This window comes from Mastigocoleus testarum BC008, from assembly GCF_001456025.1.
Classification (GTDB): Bacteria; Cyanobacteriota; Cyanobacteriia; order Cyanobacteriales; family Nostocaceae; genus Mastigocoleus; species Mastigocoleus testarum.
The window spans coordinates 21643-40001 of the sequence record NZ_LMTZ01000008.1 but is presented as its reverse complement, the minus strand read 5'-3'; the positions used below and the strand labels follow the sequence as shown (position 1 = coordinate 40001).

Annotated in this window: 18 protein-coding genes; 11 read left to right on the top strand and 7 right to left on the bottom strand. The window is 35.0% G+C overall.

What is annotated here, in order from left to right; translation table 11 throughout:
- Positions 1 to 493 precede the first annotated feature (493 nt).
- Positions 494 to 1213 carry a response regulator gene (locus tag BC008_RS02720; RefSeq protein WP_027846340.1) on the top strand — a complete coding sequence of 240 codons (720 nt, stop codon included), beginning with the start codon at positions 494 to 496 and terminating at the stop codon, positions 1211 to 1213.
- The gene (locus BC008_RS02715) at positions 1210 to 2091 is read left to right on the top strand and encodes a YihY/virulence factor BrkB family protein (RefSeq protein WP_027846341.1); all 882 of its coding nucleotides are present in this window, start codon (positions 1210 to 1212) and stop codon (positions 2089 to 2091) included. The genes BC008_RS02720 and BC008_RS02715 overlap by 4 nt, the downstream gene beginning before the upstream one ends.
- A gap of 131 nt (positions 2092 to 2222) precedes the next feature.
- Here BC008_RS02715 and BC008_RS02710 read toward each other — a convergent pair whose 3' ends face one another.
- Positions 2223 to 3041 (bottom strand): DUF1206 domain-containing protein, encoded by an 819-nt coding sequence (locus tag BC008_RS02710; RefSeq protein ID WP_027846342.1) that lies wholly within the window; start codon positions 3039 to 3041, stop codon positions 2223 to 2225.
- Between the two features lie 86 nt (positions 3042 to 3127).
- Positions 3128 to 3643, bottom strand: a complete 516-nt coding sequence (locus BC008_RS02705; RefSeq protein ID WP_027846343.1) for a DUF421 domain-containing protein — start codon at positions 3641 to 3643, stop codon at positions 3128 to 3130.
- A gap of 659 nt (positions 3644 to 4302) precedes the next feature.
- On the opposite strand from BC008_RS02705, the gene BC008_RS02700 reads away from it, so the two are divergent.
- The 4 genes from BC008_RS02700 to BC008_RS02680 all read left to right on the top strand — a co-directional run bounded on the left by BC008_RS02700 (position 4303) and on the right by BC008_RS02680 (position 9042).
- Positions 4303 to 5340: an AI-2E family transporter gene (locus BC008_RS02700; protein WP_027846344.1), complete on the top strand. Its 1038-nt coding sequence runs from the start codon at positions 4303 to 4305 to the stop codon at positions 5338 to 5340.
- Positions 5341 to 6043: 703 nt separating this feature from the next.
- Entirely contained in the window at positions 6044 to 6328 is a 285-nt protein-coding gene (locus BC008_RS02690) for a GlsB/YeaQ/YmgE family stress response membrane protein (protein ID WP_058183076.1), read from the top strand.
- Between the two features lie 139 nt (positions 6329 to 6467).
- Positions 6468 to 7382, top strand: coding sequence for a hypothetical protein (locus BC008_RS02685; RefSeq protein ID WP_027845342.1), 915 nt, complete (start codon positions 6468 to 6470; stop codon positions 7380 to 7382).
- A 376-nt stretch (positions 7383 to 7758) separates the two neighbouring features.
- Positions 7759 to 9042 carry a phospholipase D-like domain-containing protein gene (locus tag BC008_RS02680; RefSeq protein ID WP_027845341.1) on the top strand — a complete coding sequence of 428 codons (1284 nt, stop codon included), beginning with the start codon at positions 7759 to 7761 and terminating at the stop codon, positions 9040 to 9042.
- Between the two features lie 187 nt (positions 9043 to 9229).
- Here BC008_RS02680 and BC008_RS02675 read toward each other — a convergent pair whose 3' ends face one another.
- Positions 9230 to 9424, bottom strand: coding sequence for a YqaE/Pmp3 family membrane protein (locus tag BC008_RS02675; protein ID WP_058183073.1), 195 nt, complete (start codon positions 9422 to 9424; stop codon positions 9230 to 9232).
- A 283-nt stretch (positions 9425 to 9707) separates the two neighbouring features.
- Between BC008_RS02675 and BC008_RS02670 the strand changes: the two genes are divergently transcribed.
- The 3 genes from BC008_RS02670 (at position 9708) to BC008_RS02660 (ending at position 11338) form a co-directional block, all read left to right on the top strand.
- Complete coding sequence (locus BC008_RS02670; RefSeq protein ID WP_058183071.1) at positions 9708 to 10073, top strand: phage holin family protein; 366 nt, start codon at positions 9708 to 9710, stop codon at positions 10071 to 10073.
- Positions 10074 to 10284: 211 nt separating this feature from the next.
- Positions 10285 to 10698, top strand: a complete 414-nt coding sequence (locus BC008_RS02665; RefSeq protein WP_027845339.1) for a DUF2294 domain-containing protein — start codon at positions 10285 to 10287, stop codon at positions 10696 to 10698.
- Between the two features lie 253 nt (positions 10699 to 10951).
- The gene (locus tag BC008_RS02660; protein WP_027845338.1) at positions 10952 to 11338 is read left to right on the top strand and encodes a Na-translocating system protein MpsC family protein; all 387 of its coding nucleotides are present in this window, start codon (positions 10952 to 10954) and stop codon (positions 11336 to 11338) included.
- Positions 11339 to 11641: 303 nt separating this feature from the next.
- Here BC008_RS02660 and BC008_RS02655 read toward each other — a convergent pair whose 3' ends face one another.
- Together BC008_RS02655 and BC008_RS02650 are read right to left on the bottom strand one after the other, a co-directional pair.
- Positions 11642 to 12076, bottom strand: coding sequence for a response regulator (locus BC008_RS02655; RefSeq protein ID WP_027845337.1), 435 nt, complete (start codon positions 12074 to 12076; stop codon positions 11642 to 11644).
- 352 nt (positions 12077 to 12428) lie between these two features.
- Positions 12429 to 14054, bottom strand: coding sequence for a mechanosensitive ion channel family protein (locus tag BC008_RS02650; protein ID WP_027845336.1), 1626 nt, complete (start codon positions 14052 to 14054; stop codon positions 12429 to 12431).
- Positions 14055 to 14516: 462 nt separating this feature from the next.
- Between BC008_RS02650 and BC008_RS02645 the strand changes: the two genes are divergently transcribed.
- On the top strand, positions 14517 to 14699 hold the full coding sequence (locus BC008_RS02645) for a CsbD family protein (protein ID WP_027845335.1): 183 nt from the start codon (positions 14517 to 14519) through the stop codon (positions 14697 to 14699).
- A gap of 427 nt (positions 14700 to 15126) precedes the next feature.
- Positions 15127 to 16092 carry a YegS/Rv2252/BmrU family lipid kinase gene (locus BC008_RS02640; protein WP_027845334.1) on the top strand — a complete coding sequence of 322 codons (966 nt, stop codon included), beginning with the start codon at positions 15127 to 15129 and terminating at the stop codon, positions 16090 to 16092.
- Between the two features lie 598 nt (positions 16093 to 16690).
- On the opposite strand, the gene BC008_RS02635 is transcribed toward BC008_RS02640, so the two are convergent.
- Both BC008_RS02635 and BC008_RS02630 read right to left on the bottom strand, forming a co-directional pair.
- A complete protein-coding gene (locus tag BC008_RS02635) occupies positions 16691 to 17677 on the bottom strand; it encodes a mechanosensitive ion channel family protein (protein ID WP_027843365.1) in 987 nt (328 codons plus the stop codon).
- 137 nt (positions 17678 to 17814) lie between these two features.
- On the bottom strand, positions 17815 to 18306 hold the full coding sequence (locus BC008_RS02630) for a TspO/MBR family protein (RefSeq protein WP_027843364.1): 492 nt from the start codon (positions 18304 to 18306) through the stop codon (positions 17815 to 17817).
- Between the last annotated feature and the right edge of the window lie 53 nt (positions 18307 to 18359).

Here is an 18359-nt window from a genome sequence, read left to right as displayed (position 1 = left end):
CTTAATTTTTACGTTGAAAGAGAATCTGCAAGGATTGGTCTCAAAGCCTTGTAAATACTGCCTTGTAAATTTTAGGACGGGTCTATTGATTCATAGCCCTGATATAAGTAAATATAGAAACCAATAACTACACTCGGAGAATATTCATAAATCTTAGTATTGTGAAAAAATTAGTATTGTGAAAAAAGTATCTATCCGAAACTATAGTTATCCATTCCCTAGATTAGCTATCTTTTCTTTTGAAACCAATGTTCTATAGAAGAATAAAATTTATTTAATAAATCTATCTAAAGGTTAATACTTTTAAACTTTTAACTCTCTCAGTAGATGGATGTTCTTGCATCCAGTGATAGAGTTAACATCCGACTCCTTGTTGCTGGCGATGGATGTGTTAGTAAGAGAAAATCCCATATTTAATAATATAGTGTTGAATATGCGTCACCAATTGCTCACAATAGAGAAAGCAAGCGAAGCAGAATAAAAAAGGTTCTATATGAAAGAAATAAAAGTTTTAATAATTGAAGACCACAATTTAACTCGAATTGGCTTAAAAGCAGCACTGCAATCAAGAGAGGATATTAAAATTGTTGGAGAAGCACCCAATGCAACAGAAGGGTTGAAGTTATTGCAGATTTTTAGACCGGATGTGGCTACTGTTGATATTGGCTTACCAGATTTTGACGGTATAGAGTTAACTCGCAAATACCGAGACCTACAGGCAGAAAATGAAGAATATAACACTAAGTTATTAGTATTAACCATGCAAAGTAGTGAAGATTCTGTATTAGCAGCTTTAGGTGCTGGTGCTGATTCATACTGCATGAAAGACATTGAAAGTGAAAAATTAATTGATGCATTAGTAGAAACCTACGAAGGAAACTCCTGGATTGATCCGAATATTGCTGATGTAGTTTTGCGAAAAATACGTGCAGAAGCAGAAGCTCAAAATGGTGAAGGTAACGCAAAAAATATCTCTATTCGTGCGATTGATTCTGATATTGAAAAGGTAATTGAAAGCTGTCCTCTTACAGCACGAGAATTAGAAGTATTGGAGTTAATTGTGGAAGGTTGTGATAACGCAACGATCGCCAAGCGGCTATTTCTGACAGTAGGAACCGTAAAAACCCACGTTCGCGGTATTTTGAGCAAACTATGTGTTGATGACCGCACTCAAGCCGCAGTGCGTGCATTACGTTCAGGAATAGTCTCATGAGAATTAGGACTGTTTTTAATCTGATTAAAACAACGTTTAATCACTGGAAAGAAGACAATGCATCGCGTCTAGCAGCAGCACTAGCATTTTATACTACCTTTTCCCTTGCTCCAGTCTTAGTAATTGTGATAGGTATTGTTGGTTTAGTTTTTGGACAACAAGCTGCACAAGGACAGATTATTGAACAATTTCAAGGAGTAGTCGGGAAAGATGCTGCGTCTGTTATTCAGACAATGATTCAAAATACCCAAAATTCTGATTCGGGTACGGTAGCAACAATTACTAGCTTACTTTTACTCCTATTTGGTGCGTCTGGCTTATTTAATCAACTTCAAGAGGCATTAAATACAATTTGGGGAGTTGAACCCAAGTCAAAAGGAGGTTTAATGGCAATGATCAAAGATCGCTTCCTCTCCTTAATCATGGTGATGGGAACTGGTTTTTTATTATTGCTTTCATTGGTAGCTAGTACCGCACTCACAGCTATTGGTAATATTTTTGACTATTTGATCCAAGACTTCATATTTTTGTGGCAACTCTTAAATTTTTCCATCTCCTTTGCTGTTATCACGCTGCTATTCGCAATGATTTATAAGATCTTGCCAGATGCTAAAATTGCGTGGAGTGACGTTTGGGTTGGCGCAGCTATTACATCACTATTGTTCGCTATAGGTAAATCTGCGATCGGGATATATTTAGGCAATGCTGGTGTTGGTTCTACTTATGGTGCGGCTGGTTCGTTTGTAGTGATATTAATGTGGATTTACTACTCCGCACAGATTTTATTATTCGGAGCAGAATTTACTCAGGTTTATGCTAACAGATATGGCTCCCAAATAGTTTCAAGAAGAAAACGGGGTACCCTCAAAAGGCTTTAATTTAGTGCAACGTAGGATATAGAATGGAGTTAGTTACTTGTTATTCTATCCCTTTATTTTGTCTGCTCACTCTTACTCCTCAGAAATTAGTGGATAGAATAGATCGCTAGGTTTGGGCTTGGGGAACTTTTTCATCTAATAGGAAAACGTAGATATCTTGCTGTAAAAAACATATACAACCCGTAAGCGATGAAACCTGTTCCTACTAGCAAGACCCATAACCAACCTAGGGGTTGTTGAGCCAGGGTACGAAACGCATTTTGTAATCCTCCCGCTGCTTCAGGATTAGCATAGAGCGCAGCCTGAATCAAAAATATACCAATTAAAATAAAAGCAACACCTCTGGCGCTTAAACCTAATTTTCCTACTAATTTTGCCCACCATTCTACTCGGTCATCTATTTCAGAAGACCTGAATTCACTGATATAGGAACCCGTACAAGCACCATAAATATAAGAAATACCGATGCTAACCACAGTAATTCCACCGAAGAATATCAACCATTTTCCCAAGGGGGGTTGCTCGAAAAGTTCGCTTACCAAGTCTTGGATTGTATCGTCGTATTCTCCTAGCTCTAGGGTGATATTAAGAGCAGAATAGGCAATACCTGCATAACTTAGACCACTAATTATATAGCCAAGGCGATGCACAATTCCTATAATCTTCAAAGAGTTAGATTTTCTCGGTTCGCGTATTACTTGAAGGAAACGTCGCAATACATATCCCATTAAGCCAAATGCTAACAAACACAGAAAAAACCCTCCTAAGGGCTGACGCAAAAAACTGCTAAGTATAAGATAAGTTCCTAATGGTTTTTCCTTTGCAAACAATGCTGCTTGAGTAGCTTGTAAACCAATTAGTAAATATATGACCCCTTTGGCAGCATAACCTACTAAAATAAATTTTCTTAACCAATGGTTGGCGATTATTTTCTCAAGCCACCGCTTCATATTCTATTTTTTATTTAAAATTAATATTATTTTACTATTTTTTTATTTAATATTTGTATTTTTAAGTTGCTAAGACAAGGAAATACTTAATTTTTAGGATATCCTTTTACATCTTTCAGAGCTGAGGCGTAACCATTTCCTAGCTGTTGGATAACACTGAAGCTACCGTCTGTTTCTAGGATTACAGCTTGAGCATCTTCTATAGCGGTAATTCCATTACTACGCAACGCAGCGAGAACTTCCCCTTCTGCAACTCTTTCTTGCTTGAGAATATGATGAAGTATTTTACCCTGATATAGAAGTAGTGAGGGTTTTGCCTTAACCAATTTTTGTATAATATTTGAACGTACAGAAAGCCAAGTAATAATATACTGAAGAAGTATTAATAAACCAAATCCTAGAATTCCTTGTGCAAGTGAAGTATTGGTAGATAAGAGTAGACTTGCCAAAATTGAACCAAAAGCAATAGTGACAATAAAATCGAAAGAATTCCACTTTGATAACGTTCGCTTACCAGAAACGCGAAGTAAAAAAATAATAGCGATGTAAGCAAGTGTACCGACGGTAAAAGTATGAATTAAATAATCAGGGCTATTAAACAAGGTTTTTCTCCTGTCAAATTTTAGCTAGTTAATCGATACCAACAGACCTGTAATACGCTGTATATTGCAGGTTTATGAAATCGCAAAAGTCAAAACCCTTCCTCCTTTCCTCGCTCATCGCGTCAGGGTAACGTCAGAAAGAGGGATTTCCCTGTCGTGTCTACAAGACAAGAATGCATAATGTACCTCAACTAACTTGCAAGGTGCTGTAACTTTCTTTTTACTATTTCTTTATAATCCCAATCTTTTTAGAACGATCCCTCTGTCTAGAGATTAATCAATCTATTAACCAAAAGACTGAGATGTTTTCAATGACTGTGTAGTGCGGTCGAGCGCAATCGGGAACTCTCAAATATAAAATTGCTCTGAGGAGACAAATTGATTAAATTCTTCCGAAAGATGAATTGAGTCAGCCAGGAAATATTCTTCAGGGAGGTACTAATGGTAGCTTAAGTTGTGTAATTTAAGACTTAAGTGATATTTTAATTTCTGACTTTAGACAGAGTAGTTAAAAGTAAAAAGTTTAACTACGATAGTGTGAAGATATATATGCAGTAGTTGAAGTTTCTGTTTATAGTACTTGTATTTTTAGGACTTATATTTTTAGTAAGTAAATTTAAAATTACTCGTATAAAATTCCTCTGTTTCCTAGAAACGATATGAACAGTTCAAAAGGTAATAATTTTTTATCTTATCTTAATAACTCAGCACTAGTGCGCTTTTTACTTTTAGTTGCTTGTGGATGGATAATAGTAAAACTTTTAATTTATTTTGAAGCAGTTATTGTTATTTTTACATTTTCGGGAATTTTAGCTTTCCTTCTCAATTATCCAGTAGAATTTCTCAGGAAATTTTTACCCCGTAATCTTGCAGTAGTTATAGTTTTCTTAGTAGGTATTGTTATTATTGGCAGCCTAGCAATTACTATTGGTCTGGCGCTTATATCTCAGGGACAAGATTTAATAGATAGCGTTGCAAATTTCTTAAATTCATTAATACCTCTTGTAGATAATTTAGAGAAAACATTACAGGAAAGAAACTTACAAATAGATTTAAGCGCTCTCGAACAAATACTACGGGAGCAAGCCATATTCAGATTGACAAATATTTTAGCAATATTTCAAGCCTTCATAACTAATTTTGCAACTTTTGTATTAATTGCAGTCATTACTTTTTTTATGTTAATAGAAGGAAGAAAGCTTTGGAAATTAATTCTTAAAATCGTTCCTCGGAGACGGCGTAGAAAATTTACAATTATAGTCAAACGCAATTTCTTGGGCTTTTTTCGAGGGCAGTTGATACTAACGGGCTTTTTAACTATTTCTACTTTTATAGTTTTTTTTCTACTACAAGTACCCTTCCCTCTAGTATTATCATTTATTGTAGGCTTACTCGATACTATACCTGGTATCGGAGCAACACTGGGTATTAGTGTAATTACTTCTATTGTGCTTTCTCAAGGAGTTTGGTTGGCATTCAAGGTTTTAGTAGTTTGTGTAATTTTGCAACAGCTACAAGATAATTTGATTGCACCACGAGTTATGCAAGATGCACTCAATCTTAACCCCATTGTGATATTTATTGCTTTATTAGTAGGGGCAAGAGTTGCAGGGTTGCTGGGAATTTTTATTTCTATACCAATTGCAGGAATCCTGGTTACATTGTTTGACATTGATGAGATGAAATCTAAAACTTAGATTTTGACCAGTTTCCTGAGAACTACGAATTTTTTACCTTATCTAATTTAGTTCTTAAGAAATAACTGCTACATAGATTGTAGGTAGGCAGATCCTTGTCTTAAATAAATAAGCTTATTTTATAAATATACTTTACATAATATCGCAGTAAGCATATGGGTTCGGATTATGTAAGTAAGTAGGCAAGAAAAAAGTAAACTATGTAAAGAAATATAAAATACTCGTATTTGGCTCGTAGTAGCGCTTTAGCGCTAAAGCGCTATTACAAACAAGTTATGATTTTTCTTACTAACCTACTTAGTTACGTCATCGCGTTAGTGGATATAGGGTTTTTGTTAGGAAAAGCGATAGCGTTAGCGCCTAGTGTAGCAGCGTACCGCGCAGCTATATGCATCACGTTCGTGCAAGGAAATAGCACATGTCTTGCGGACATGCTACGATCTGCTAACTCCAGAATCTTTAAGGTCGCGATCAATCCGCTAACCCTACATGTAGTGACCGCCGCCGCAATCATAAATTTGCTTGGCGTAAGTCCTGATTTAACTATGTCTAATAATTTCCATTGGGTGTGTTCATCATACAACTTTAGAAAACTAACATTGGTTCGATAGATAGAGCTAATTATAAATCTGCCTACTTTATTATGAAAGTAATCGCAAATTTAAGTAGTCACTAATCTTCAATTATAAGAAAAGTAAATTACATGGGTACGATTATCGCTTGGGTTATTTTAGGATTGATTGCTGCAACACTAGCAAAATTATTTTATCCGAGACGTATAGTTGGTGAAAGTCACTCAATAATTGGCTTAGGAATTTTTGGTGCACTGGTTGGAGGATATATAAGTCAATTCCTTTTAGAAAATTTTTCTGTTGTCTTCGCATCAGCTGGAATATTTTCTGTAAGTAATATTTTATTTACCGTATTAAGTGGGATGTTGTTGATATTTGTTTGGGGATTCATAACTCGTATTAATAGAGTTTTGTAACCGACTTAAAGTTAAGGTAATCAGAATCAAGTACTTATTTAACAAACTTCACAGATATAATCATATATTTTGATTAAATCATTTCTACTCATTGATTAAATTAAAGAAACATTATTAATTTATTTAAGTCTTAAATGTTATGGATATAGATAGAAATAAACGAGCTATCGGAGTATTTGTCAGTCGTAAAGATATTGGATTAGCCTTGAAAAGGCTCAAAAACGCCAAATTCTCAATAGATCAAATATTAATTGTTGGCAAAAAAGAAGATTTTTCTGGAGTAGAACTTAATAAAAATATTAATAAACGAGAAAATCAATATATTATAAATAGAGCATTTAGCAATAATTCAATAAACGGATTAATAGAATCGCTGATTAGTTTGGGAGTTTTAATCATCCCAGGAAATCAAGCAGTTATGTTAGCAGGAACTGAAGCTCCAGTAGTTGCTAGTGCGTTGAGTAGAAACCCAATTGCTACAGCGACAGAAGGGCTTAATCTTACATTAATTCGGTTGGGAATACCTGAGGAAAAAGCGAAAATCTACAGCTACTTGGTTGAGCAGGGACATTATTTACTAATAGTTAATGGAGATAGTCGCGAAATTGCACTCGCAGAAATGATTTGTCGGAGTCATGGTGTTGAGAATTGGGATACTTGTGCGATGTCTGCTGTTACTTCTACGATCCTCAACAGACGTTATCAGTATGGGGTTGGATTATTCTTTCTACGTCAAGATTTAGAAAAAGCACTGAAAGATCTCAGAGAAAACGATTTTCCCATGGGACAAGTGGCCGTTGTTGCTAAACGGACGGATCGCCTCGATAATATTTATAATGTTGCAATTACTGCTCCTCAATATAATTTTGCAGCATTTGACATTCCTGACGACATTGCTAAGCATTACAACTACCGAGTTTTTCTCGGCGATTATTTAGTATTACTAAGCGGTACAGCAATTCAGCTTGCTGCTGCTCGGAATATTTTAGAAAAGTATCAAGTTCAGAACTACGCAACTTTTCATCCAGCTCTAGTCACTTCAGCTACTGTTTAAAATAATTCTCGAGTTCATAGAATATAGTAAAAGTAATATTTTTATGATTAAAAAATATTAGAATATAAAAGTAACTTATAATAGATAATCTCAAAATAAACTTTAATAAATTGTCAAAATAGTAGAATATAGCGATCCTAAATAATTTAAAATGGGGATTACTTCTGGGTTTAGGTTTGGATATAGTAGTTGTTCAAATCTCAAGTGGGATCGCTGTATGTCAATTTGCATCTTGGACTTTTATCTTGAAATTATTATTTTCGTAATATTTTTTACAGAAATAATATAAGTTTTTTTATTTTATATTTTGAGTCAAAAAATTAGATAAAAAGAGTTTTTAGACATAAAATATAATGTTTAATAAAATGTCATACTCATGTTTAATTTATTAGGATGGCTAATTGCTAGTATATTCATTGCACTTGTAATCGTTATTCTGGTTCTTTATCTTCGGGGTTTTTTCCATTTGCGGATTCCTTACCAGATATGCGATTTACCTTCACCAAAAGCAAAAAATTTTGCTTCCACAATGGCTGGATTGTCAGATTCTTTTATTACTGAAGGAAAAATAACTAATTTCTGTGTATTTGCAGAACAAATTTTTGCATATCGACTAGAAGCAATTAGTAAGGCTTCCAAATCGATTCAGTTTGAAACCTTTATTATGACACCAGGTCGTCGCGCGAACGAATTTGCTTTAGCTTTAGCAGAAAAAGCTCAAAGTGGAGTAAAGGTACAAGTACTTGCAGACCATTATGGAGCAAAAGAAATACCATCGAAATACTGGTCATCTCTGAAATCTTCAGGAGTTGAAGTTCTTTTTTTTAATCGCTTTAGTTGGAGAGATCCTTTTTATTATCTCAGGCGCAATCATCGGAAATTACTTTTGGTTGACAACAAAATAGCATTGATTGGTGGAGCGGGAATTTCTGATTATTGGGATGGTCGAGATGGAATTGGGGATAAAACTCCTTGGTTTGATTACGAAGTTTGTCTCCAAGGTTCTATCATTGAAAGGCTAAAAAATCTTTTTATTCAACATTGGCTGGATGCTGGTGGTAGCGCTAATTTCAGTGAGGAAAATTTTAAGTTCAACCAGGAAAATCAGCAAACAATCCTGATCGACGCAGGGGAAGATCCTACACTCAGGGATTCAGGTATTCGTTCTTTATTTCAATCTTTAATAGCTGCAGCAAGAAAACGGGTATGGATTGCTAGTCCTTATTTTTTACCCAATAGAAATTCTCGAGATATTTTGATTCGAGCAAAGCGCAAGGGGATTGATGTACGTATTCTCACAATGGGACCCCGCACTGATAAACCACCAGTTCGCTTTGCTTCTCTAGAATTATTCAGTAAACTAATTAAATCAGATATCAGTATATATGAATATCAGGCAAGTATGATGCATGCTAAAGCTATGCTGATAGATGATTGTTGGGTAAGTATTGGTAGTGCTAATTTCGACCCCCGTAGTTTTTTTCATAATGATGAATTAAATCTTTTAATAACAGAATATACATTAACTAAAAGAATAGAGGATTTTTTTTTAGATGGCTTTAGTCGCAGTCATAGTTTAACATTAAAAAATTTAAAGCATCGTCCATTAAAAGAGAAACTATTAGGACGTCTAATGTTATTATTTTTTTGGCAATTATAACTCAATTCATCTATCTCAAATCTTACTAACGGGACTTTAATAAAGCCATTATTGTAATAGATTTTTATGCAATTCAGTCTCAAATATTGATTGCCCTCAAATAGTCCGAGTGAGATGAAATATGAAATAAGGAACGTGATTGCTTCACGTCCCTATACATGCAATATTTATTACCAAGTAATGAGCCTCAATATGCCGCATTTCCGCCCTGACTTTCTTTCTCGTAATACTTAGTAATAGCCCACAATGCATGAATGCTACCAGGAAGAAATCCGAGCAAGGTTAACAAAATATTGATTATTAAGGCAGGACTAACTCCGTATGTTAGAAATACACCTACAGGTGGTAATACGATACCGAGAATAATTCGTAATAACTTCATAGTTATCGATTAAAAGAAACAATTATTCATAATTATGTAACCATAGTTAACTAAGATTCCTCTATCTAGAGATTAGTCGCAAGGTTTCAATGGTTAGATTTTTGTTTATTAATTATTTAAAAAAAACATACTTTTGAGTATAAATAATAAATAGAGATATATATCTTTTTAGAGAGGTTATATCCCGCGAAGTTTTGCACAATAGAAATAACTTAAAATTTAAATTGAACACATTAGTTTAATTACAACCAAATAGAAATATTGTTTTTCCAAGGAAACAACTATGCTAGGATACTTTTTAACTTTATTAGGTACGGCTTTAAGTCTATTAGTCGTTGACATCATTTTCCCGGGAGTAAATATAGCAACATTCCCTGCAGCGCTGATTGCAGCAGTAATAATTGGCTTGGTTAATTCATTCATTAAACCAATTTTATCTTTGCTTACTTTACCTTTAAATTTAATTACCCTGGGATTATTTTCCTTAGTTGTTAATGGTATTTGTTTTTGGTTAGCTTCTTTATTCGCTCCAGGATTTACCGTTAGTGGACCTTTAGCATTTATATTTGGTCCTCTGATTTTATCTTTTGTCAGTTCATTCCTGATGAATTATACATTAAATAGTGAAACACCAGTTGCTAAACAGTAGTGTTTCAACTGAAAATTATTGACGATAAGTTTTCAAACGTAATAATAATTCGCACCGCTATTAATAACTCAAGCAGATTCATCTTTTAGTGCAGCTTTCTTCCCTCAGCCTGCAATTTTAGCGAAAAAATCATGCTGGTGGAAATAAACTTGTATTAATTGACAGCGTACTGACTTATTAGTAGTGGTCTGTATTGACAAGGAGTTAATGGATGAGCAGCACAACACCAACTCGTGGACAGTTAGAGAGAAATCTTTCACAAACTATCCAAGCTTTATATACAAATGAATTAGGACATAGACCTACTAAGGTTATCTGTCAGTTATTTGACGCAACCTTAGCAATTGTTATAGAAGATAGTATTACTTCCCCAGAACAATTATTGATAGAAAAAGGCGAGGATAAATTAGCAGAACAGGTACGTTATGGTCTAGATGAAGCAATTGAACCCAAACTGAAAGAATTAATAGCAGAAGTTTTAGAAGTTAAAGTACTTGATTTATTATCTGATGCAACCTTAGAAACTGGTCGCAGTGGCGTTATTGCTGTTTTATCAGAAACACCTTCAGTTCGGAACCCAGATTCAATTCCAAAGGTAAAAGCTAAATCATCGCATAAAAAGTAGCTAAATATGAATTGAATATTTTGTAAGCATTGAGTTCGTCAAGCTAAAGTTTAATTATTGAATTTTACTTTTTCCCTTCATTTTTTGACTGCTAGTTTTTCGATTATTCACCTTGTCATACTGATGCAAGAATTAAATCGCAAACATTAAACATTTACCCGGGGAATATTTTCCCTGGGCTAAATATTATCAGTACTCGAAAGTTTAAGGATTTCTAAAGTACTCCCAATACGTATATTCATTCAAAAATATCATGAACAATGTAGAACAAGTTCTCTCGCAAAAAATTCACTCTTTGTTTTGGAATGAGCTTAAGCACAAACCAAGTGAAATACGTTGTAGACTTTATGAGAATCAACTAACTATAACGATCAAAGATGCTCTCACTAAACCAGAACAATTACTAATCCTTAATGGTTACGCAGGAGTAGCAAAAGAAGTTAGGGAAAGTATAGAGCAAATCCTACAACCACGGCTGAAAAAAATAATCGAAGAAACTATCGAGATAAAGATATCCGAACTACTTTTTGCTACTCATCCCGAATCTGACTACATCAGCTTAATTGCTTTAATGACAGTAAAACCCGAAGTAAAAACAACTCCTAAAATTGACTTCATTAACTCAGAACCTGCGCCTTAAGGATCAAGAGTAATGTATCAATTTAGTCTGAAAATATTTGAGTATAACTCACTAATCATGATTCCAGCAAAAAGCTCTAACAAATTGAGAACTGTACTGATCCTAAGTTACTCATAAGGTTCAATATTCTAGAGACGCCATCTTCTTCACGTTCCCGCAAGGGAACATGTCGCGTCTCTAACAAGGTTTGTCAGTTCATAAACCACCCATAGTTTACTTTTACAAGCTTTTAGTAGATAGTTGATTAACTTATCTTACCTGTGCTTATAGTTCTCACATCTATTTCTAAGTTAAACATCTGGGCTAAGCGACAAGTTTAGTCCCAAGCTTAGGAATGTGAAGACGAATAATATCTTCCAAGTCTTCCAATAAATAAGGTTTGGTAATATATCCGTCAAAACCAGATTCCGAAATTGTCTTTTGCTCCTCTAACATAGCTAAAGCTGTTACAGCTATAACGGGAATCGATTTTGTTATTGGATCTAGTTGAAGTTGTCGAAAAACATCAATGCCATTGATGTCGGGTAGCATTATATCCAATAATATTAAGTCTGGTCGATAGTTCCTAGCTATGATTAAAGTTTTTTCACCACTCATTTCACCAATGAACTTGCAGTCAAGAGAATCAACAACATAGTTGACTATTAATAAATTATCTTCATTATCTTCAACTGCCAAAATTAAAGGTTCTGAATCAACCGACTGTTGTGCTTCGGAGAATGAAATATCTGATTTCATTTTCTACTCCTAATAATTTTCATCTGCTTTGGTCTTCGAAAAACGCAGACGAGGCACTTCTCCAGCGGCTAGACAGCGTTGTTTCCGGATGAATTGGCTCGTATTTAGCAATATCAAGTTAAAAGCGCTCTGCTCTGGCAATTTTATTCAGAAGAGAAATAAGTTTTTAAGTTGATAGAAAAACGATACTAAGTGGTAACTTACCGTACTCATATATCATACATGAGAAATCTATGATTTTTACAAAAAATATTATTTAATTATAATATTTTACACTATAAGTATATGTCGTGATATAATCTTTCTTCAATTATTAAGAGAATTATTATTTTGCTGCTATAAATTAAGATTATTAACTTTTATGATAAATTTGAGATGGTGAAGATTGAGCTTCGTTTACCCAGATAGACTGTTGGGGTATGGGGATAGAAATTCCAGCTCGGTCAAAAGCAATTTTTACACGACGTCGATATTCTCTGGCTACGTCCCACTGTTTTAAAGGTTGGGTTTTGATCCACACCCGAATAATCACACCTCTCTCGCCAAAATTCTCTATTCCCAGAACTTCTGGAGTATCGAGAATACGCAATCGCCATTCTTGGTCTTTTGCCATATCTAAACCAACAGTTTTAATTAATTCCAAAGCTTTATCAATATCTGTTTGATAAGCAACAGGAATGCTCAAATCAGCACGAGACCAGCGACTAGAAAGATTGGCTACTATTCTAACTTCACTGTTGGGAATAGTAATTAAACGCCCTTCAGAATCCCGTACTTGGGTCATTCTTAGGTTGAGATTTTCTACTAAACCACCTACATCCCCAACATTAATTACATCACCAAGAGCATACTGGTCTTCTAGAACAATTAGAAAACCGTTAATTGCATCTTTGATTAAATTTTGGGAAGCAAGAGAAAGCGCAACACCAACTAAACTAGCACCTGCTAGTAAGGGAACGATATCAACCCCTAAAGTTGTGAGACCCAAAAGGACACCAGCTACTAGCCAGATGAGAGTAACAATACTCTTAGTAACTCCGGATATGGTGGAAACACGTAGTTGTAATCTATGAGATGTTTCTGGAGTAATTAAAGCACTACTTTTAACGAATGCGGAAGTTAAGCGGTCGATAATGAAATAACTTAGCCGCACTGTAATGTAGACGATCGCGCCGATAACTGTAAGGCGTAGAGGAATTTGAGCACCAGTGAGAATTGCGACTTGAAGCGGTCTGGTATAAGGAAATAAGCCTAGGATGAAACAACTTCCTCCAACCCAAATTCCTGTATGAGTTAATTGTAAAACTCTTCGCCTAACTTCTCGCAAATGCTGTTTCTGTTGTTGTTTCAGCAGAGTAGTAATTGGTTTGGTTTTATCTGATACTGGATGTTTACCTTCTGATGACAGCTGTTTTGAGCGTCGTTGAGAGATAGTGTAAATACCCAAACTCAAAAATACCATTGCTAACCCTGTTGCTGCTGCGATCTTACTTTGTTGTAGTAAAAACTCCTTTTGACGTTCCTGTTTAGCTTTTTGTAAATTCTCTTCTAAGATATCTCGAACTTTAGATGCAAAGTTTTTTTGGTCTGATTCATTCAATTCTGCATCTTGTTCGGTAATTTCTAAAACTTCTTGATCGTTTACGTAAATAGCTGGGGACCCATTTTCTTGGTTTAGTACTTTTATATCTACCTTTTCGTTGGGTCGCTTCAAATAATCTTGCCTAATATCATCCAGCTTAGCTTGAATAGTTTGTAAACGTTCTCCAAGTTTGGATTTTGGTGCTGCTACTCGAAACAAACGCCTTCCATCTAAGTAAACCCAGTCGGAAACGATTCTATTTTCAAGATTTTTTATTCCTTTAGAAGGTAATTGCAACTGATGCAACGAAGGGATCTGCGCTCCAACCAAGTTTGGCGTCACTCCAACAATTATTAAAGTTGAAAAAATAGCCAATGCAACAAATTTAGCTCGCAAAATTTACCTCCCGAAATATTTCCCCGTTTTTGGAAAAATTAAGTGACATTTTTATAGATACATTTTGCTTAAAAATCGATTTTTAGTTAAATTCTAAATTTATCTCAAATCGTTGAGTCAAACAAATAGTATCTTAAAGTAAATTTTGGAAATTTTGGAAATTTTCCAAAAAAATGTTGGCTGTCGGCGCAGGTGGACCACTTTGGAATAAATGTTTGGAATAAATATAAGTGCAACATATATAACTGAAAGAAATATGAGCCTACTTGAAAAGGTAATAAATAATTTATTGGATATAAACAGAGCCTATCAAAAGATATAGTTAAATTTCAAAAATCCCTAACTAAATACTGAATATAAATTTGCAATTATTCTGTCCTCCGTGTGAAGTACGAGTATAGAAAATTTTGCTAATTTATAAAATAATATTATGAAATTTAAATTTTCAAGAGGTCAATAAGTATGAGTACGGAAGATAGAATTAAGGCAACTGCAAAAAATATTGAAGGTAAAGCTCAGGAAGTTTTAGGGGAGATTACTGGAAATCCTCAGGATAAAGCTGAGGGTCAGGCTAAGCAAGCAGAAGCTCAAATGCAGCACAAAGTTGAGAATGCTAAAGATCAGATAAAAAAAGCAATCGACTAATTTGAGCTTTTATGAGATCAATTTAGTAGTCTAGGTGTGTATTAAACCTAGACTTACTTATTTAAGTAAATGAGAAAATTTAGTCATTTATTTTAAGTGTAGAAACAGGTAATGGAGAGTAAAGAATAGGGAATAGATTATGTAAATTAATCAGTATGTAAATATTTTTTCTGCATCGTCAATAATTATCTATTGCTATTTATAATTCTTGTTATAACAATTATTTATTGTATAAGAAATAAGACATGCCTACAAATTATTATCAAAACTTATTTTGTATAGAGTGAGAAGTAATATAAAAAGAAAAATATTTTACCTAGATTGGGTTTAACTTTACTTATGATTAGTAAAAAATATAATAACAGCCGATGAAAAAAATATAATAGCAGCAGAAAAAATTTAAATTTCTTTAGAAAATGTAGATTCTATGGCAACTCGTAAAGCTAGTTTGATTTTTAATCCCGCAGCAGGTCAAGGTAATCCTGAACAGGATTTAAATACTATACGCGATTTACTATCACCCGCATTTGATTTAGATATTAAATTTACTAAAAAAGAGTTAAAAACCGGCAAAATAGCCGAAGAAGCAGTTAAAAATGGTGCAGAAATAGTCATTGCCGCTGGTGGTGATGGTACCCTTTCAGCAGTAGCTAAGGCCTTAATACGAACTGATATTCCTTTGGGTGTAGTACCACGAGGAACTGCAAATGCTTTTGCTTCAGCTCTAGGAATCCCCGATACAATTGAAAAGGCTTGTCAAACTATTATTAATGGTAAACTACGCAGATTAGACGTTGCTAAATGTAATAATAAGCCCATGTTATTACTTGCTGGAGTCGGTTTCGAAGCGGAAACGGTAGAAGGGGCTTCTCGAGATATTAAAAGTAAATGGGGTGCTTTAGCTTATATACTTTCCGGAATTAAACAATTAAATAATATAGATACTTTTGAAGTTGAAATCGAAACTGAGGAAAAAATTATTCGTACTGCTGCAACTGCGATTACGATCGCAAATGTTGCTCCTGCGACTTCAGTTTTAGCTCAAGGTCCAGCAGGAATTATTGGTGACGATGGATTTTTAGACATAACGATTGTTGCATCAAACACCTGGGCTAGTGCGATCGCAGCCTCTTACCATTTGCTACAAACAGGTCTTCACGGTGATGCAGTAACAAGAGATGATATTGGTTATTTACGGGCTAAGAAAGTCAAAGTAAGCACCGAACCTCCACAAAAAGTGGTTTTAGATGGAGAATTAATTGGTGAAACTCCAATTGATGTAGCCTGTGTCCAAGAAGGTTTGAATGTTTTTGTTCCCCTTATACCTGCCGAAGAATTAAAAGAAAAAATTGAAGGACTACCCGGACTCGAAGTGGAAATAAAGTCGGATTAAGCTAGGGAATGGAGAATGGAAAATACATTCTTGACTATAGCAGTCCATCTATAGTAACTCCATTGATACCAAAATATGCGTGTTTTTCACATTACTGTTTTTAGTGTTACATATTATTTTATACCAAATTTATTTAAAATTTTTATACTTAGAACGTGGCAAGCCGAAGGTATTATGAAAGTGAGCAGCGCGACTACCATGCGCTTTCCCAAAGTAACAGGTAAGGTTGTTTGCACGCACCTGCAGTATTATACTAAGTCCGGGTTAATTACCCCTTTTTAAAATGAGGGAGGTGCGGGAAGTATGGCGGGAAATCCCAAAGAATATAAAGGGGTTTTAAAAATCGGATTTGGTATTAGTATGTATCCCGCGAATGTGAGGGGTACCAGAGGTGTTAGTACGCATCCTACGGATGTTAGCGTTGCTAGCGTAGCGTACCGGATCCGTAGGTAGCGCAGCTATAGGTATTGTGTGACGTAGTCATACAGCTTGCTGCCTCCAAATCTGTAGCGCGTTCAAGCAAGACAAATAACGGATTCAGAGAATTAATGTGAGAGAGTTAATGTGTAGCAGTATTTCTTGAGATTAGTAAATTAGGTCACATACTATAATTATTATTTTTAGTTTGCTTCATTTGGGCAATTTTTTGGAGATGGCTGCTAATAGTGTGGGATTTAGGAGTTTTGCCATTACCTGCAGGCCACCCCTCTCTCTGACGTATTCTATCTCCGTCAGTCTCCTCTGTTTGATCGTGGAATAATATTTGTTGCGTGGGAAACGGTAAATCAATACCCGAATCGGTAAGCTTATTTTTTATTGCTGCTAAAACCTTATCGCGAAAATCTAAAACTTCAGCCCTACGAGGTGGTGCGATCCACCAACGAGCGCGAATTTTTACGGTACTATCTGCTAGATCAACTACTATTGCATCTGGAGCCGGATTTTTAAGAACGCCTTCTGTCTCATGTATTGCCTCTAAAATTAACTGTTTTGCTAAATCGATATCGTCTCCGTATCCAATCCCAACATCATATTGTATTCGACGATGTTCAAAAGCTGTATTTACCGTTACTGAGTTAGTAAAGAGTTCTGCGTTAGGAATGACTATTCGACGACCATCATAGGTTTTAATTGTAGTTGCTCTGGTCTCGATATTTTCTACAGTACCTTCAAAACCTTTAAATACTATTTGGTCACCTATTTCAAAAGCTTCATTGAGTAAAATTAAAATTCCAGCCAAAAAGTTCTGCAAAATATCTCGGAAAGCGAAGCCGACCGCAACCCCACTAATTCCCAACAGTTGTACCAAATCCCCTACTTTCAAAGAAGGAACAACAATTGTTAAAGAGAGAAATAGGCCAATTAGCACTATAGTCCCTTGGGCTAATCTTCCCAATACCAGTCCTAAGTTGCGTGCGTTCCGACGATTGCGAGTTAATCTTCTAACTAATCTCTTGATCGCTCTAGCTACAAAGAAAATAATTGTAAAAAGAACTAGTGCTAAAACGATGCTTGGTAACAAAGCAATGAAACCATCTATCATTGCTCGCGCTCTTTCCCAAGCAGTTGATAACTCTGCATTCATAATGTTTTTACTAAGACCGGAAGTTATTAAATCAAAGTTAGTTATTAAATCAAAGATTTATGCAGATTATAGACAAAAAATCCCAAACTTAATTCTGTCTAGAGATTAAAGCACGTGTAACATTGGGTATAGTTTTTTCAAAGGTTCGCGTTCAAGTCTCCATCAATTGCGTTCAAGCGATACATTACCCAGGTAGTGTAAGTGCCAATCGGACTCCAAATTAGATAAGGTAGTAATAGTACAGCAGCCCATGCGGAAACTGGTAAGACTATCAAAGTAACAATTAATCCCAAAGCAGAACCGGCTCCACCGACAAAGGTTCCGATCTTAAGATTTCGCGACCATAGAGTTAAGGGAGAATAAGCTACAATTACCACCTCTAGCAGTAAGTAAAGTCCCATTAAAAACCAGGTTTGGTAAGTACCTGGATTTTTTTCCCAAACAATATAAGCAGACCAGCCACCACAAATAAAAACTACTGTCCAAATAATTGGAATTAGCTTTTCAAAAGTCAGCCAAGAAGGACGACGTAAACGCTTAAACCATTTAACATCTTTAGGTCTAAGGATATTAGCTCCCAGAGCTACAACAAAGGTTACAGCCCCAATTATCATCCAAGACTTAATCATTTTTTTTAACTTGTTTTTTTAATTTATCACTTTTGATTAATAGATTATTTATT

Excerpts from the sequence above, each read along its gene's own strand:
- BC008_RS02675 (WP_058183073.1), bottom strand. The coding sequence starts at position 9,424 with ATGAAGTTATTACGAATTATTCTCGGTATCGTATTACCACCTGTAGGT.
- BC008_RS02685 (WP_027845342.1), top strand. The coding sequence starts at position 6,468 with ATGGATATAGATAGAAATAAACGAGCTATCGGAGTATTTGTCAGTCGT.
- BC008_RS02655 (WP_027845337.1), bottom strand. The coding sequence starts at position 12,076 with ATGAAATCAGATATTTCATTCTCCGAAGCACAACAGTCGGTTGATTCA.
- BC008_RS02700 (WP_027846344.1), top strand. The coding sequence starts at position 4,303 with ATGAACAGTTCAAAAGGTAATAATTTTTTATCTTATCTTAATAACTCA.
- BC008_RS02645 (WP_027845335.1), top strand. The coding sequence starts at position 14,517 with ATGAGTACGGAAGATAGAATTAAGGCAACTGCAAAAAATATTGAAGGT.
- BC008_RS02635 (WP_027843365.1), bottom strand. The coding sequence starts at position 17,677 with ATGAATGCAGAGTTATCAACTGCTTGGGAAAGAGCGCGAGCAATGATA.
- BC008_RS02690 (WP_058183076.1), top strand. The coding sequence starts at position 6,044 with ATGGGTACGATTATCGCTTGGGTTATTTTAGGATTGATTGCTGCAACA.
- BC008_RS02640 (WP_027845334.1), top strand. The coding sequence starts at position 15,127 with ATGGCAACTCGTAAAGCTAGTTTGATTTTTAATCCCGCAGCAGGTCAA.
- BC008_RS02630 (WP_027843364.1), bottom strand. The coding sequence starts at position 18,306 with ATGATTAAGTCTTGGATGATAATTGGGGCTGTAACCTTTGTTGTAGCT.
- BC008_RS02670 (WP_058183071.1), top strand. The coding sequence starts at position 9,708 with ATGCTAGGATACTTTTTAACTTTATTAGGTACGGCTTTAAGTCTATTA.
- BC008_RS02715 (WP_027846341.1), top strand. The coding sequence starts at position 1,210 with ATGAGAATTAGGACTGTTTTTAATCTGATTAAAACAACGTTTAATCAC.
- BC008_RS02680 (WP_027845341.1), top strand. The coding sequence starts at position 7,759 with ATGTTTAATTTATTAGGATGGCTAATTGCTAGTATATTCATTGCACTT.
- BC008_RS02665 (WP_027845339.1), top strand. The coding sequence starts at position 10,285 with ATGAGCAGCACAACACCAACTCGTGGACAGTTAGAGAGAAATCTTTCA.
- BC008_RS02720 (WP_027846340.1), top strand. The coding sequence starts at position 494 with ATGAAAGAAATAAAAGTTTTAATAATTGAAGACCACAATTTAACTCGA.
- BC008_RS02710 (WP_027846342.1), bottom strand. The coding sequence starts at position 3,041 with ATGAAGCGGTGGCTTGAGAAAATAATCGCCAACCATTGGTTAAGAAAA.
- BC008_RS02660 (WP_027845338.1), top strand. The coding sequence starts at position 10,952 with ATGAACAATGTAGAACAAGTTCTCTCGCAAAAAATTCACTCTTTGTTT.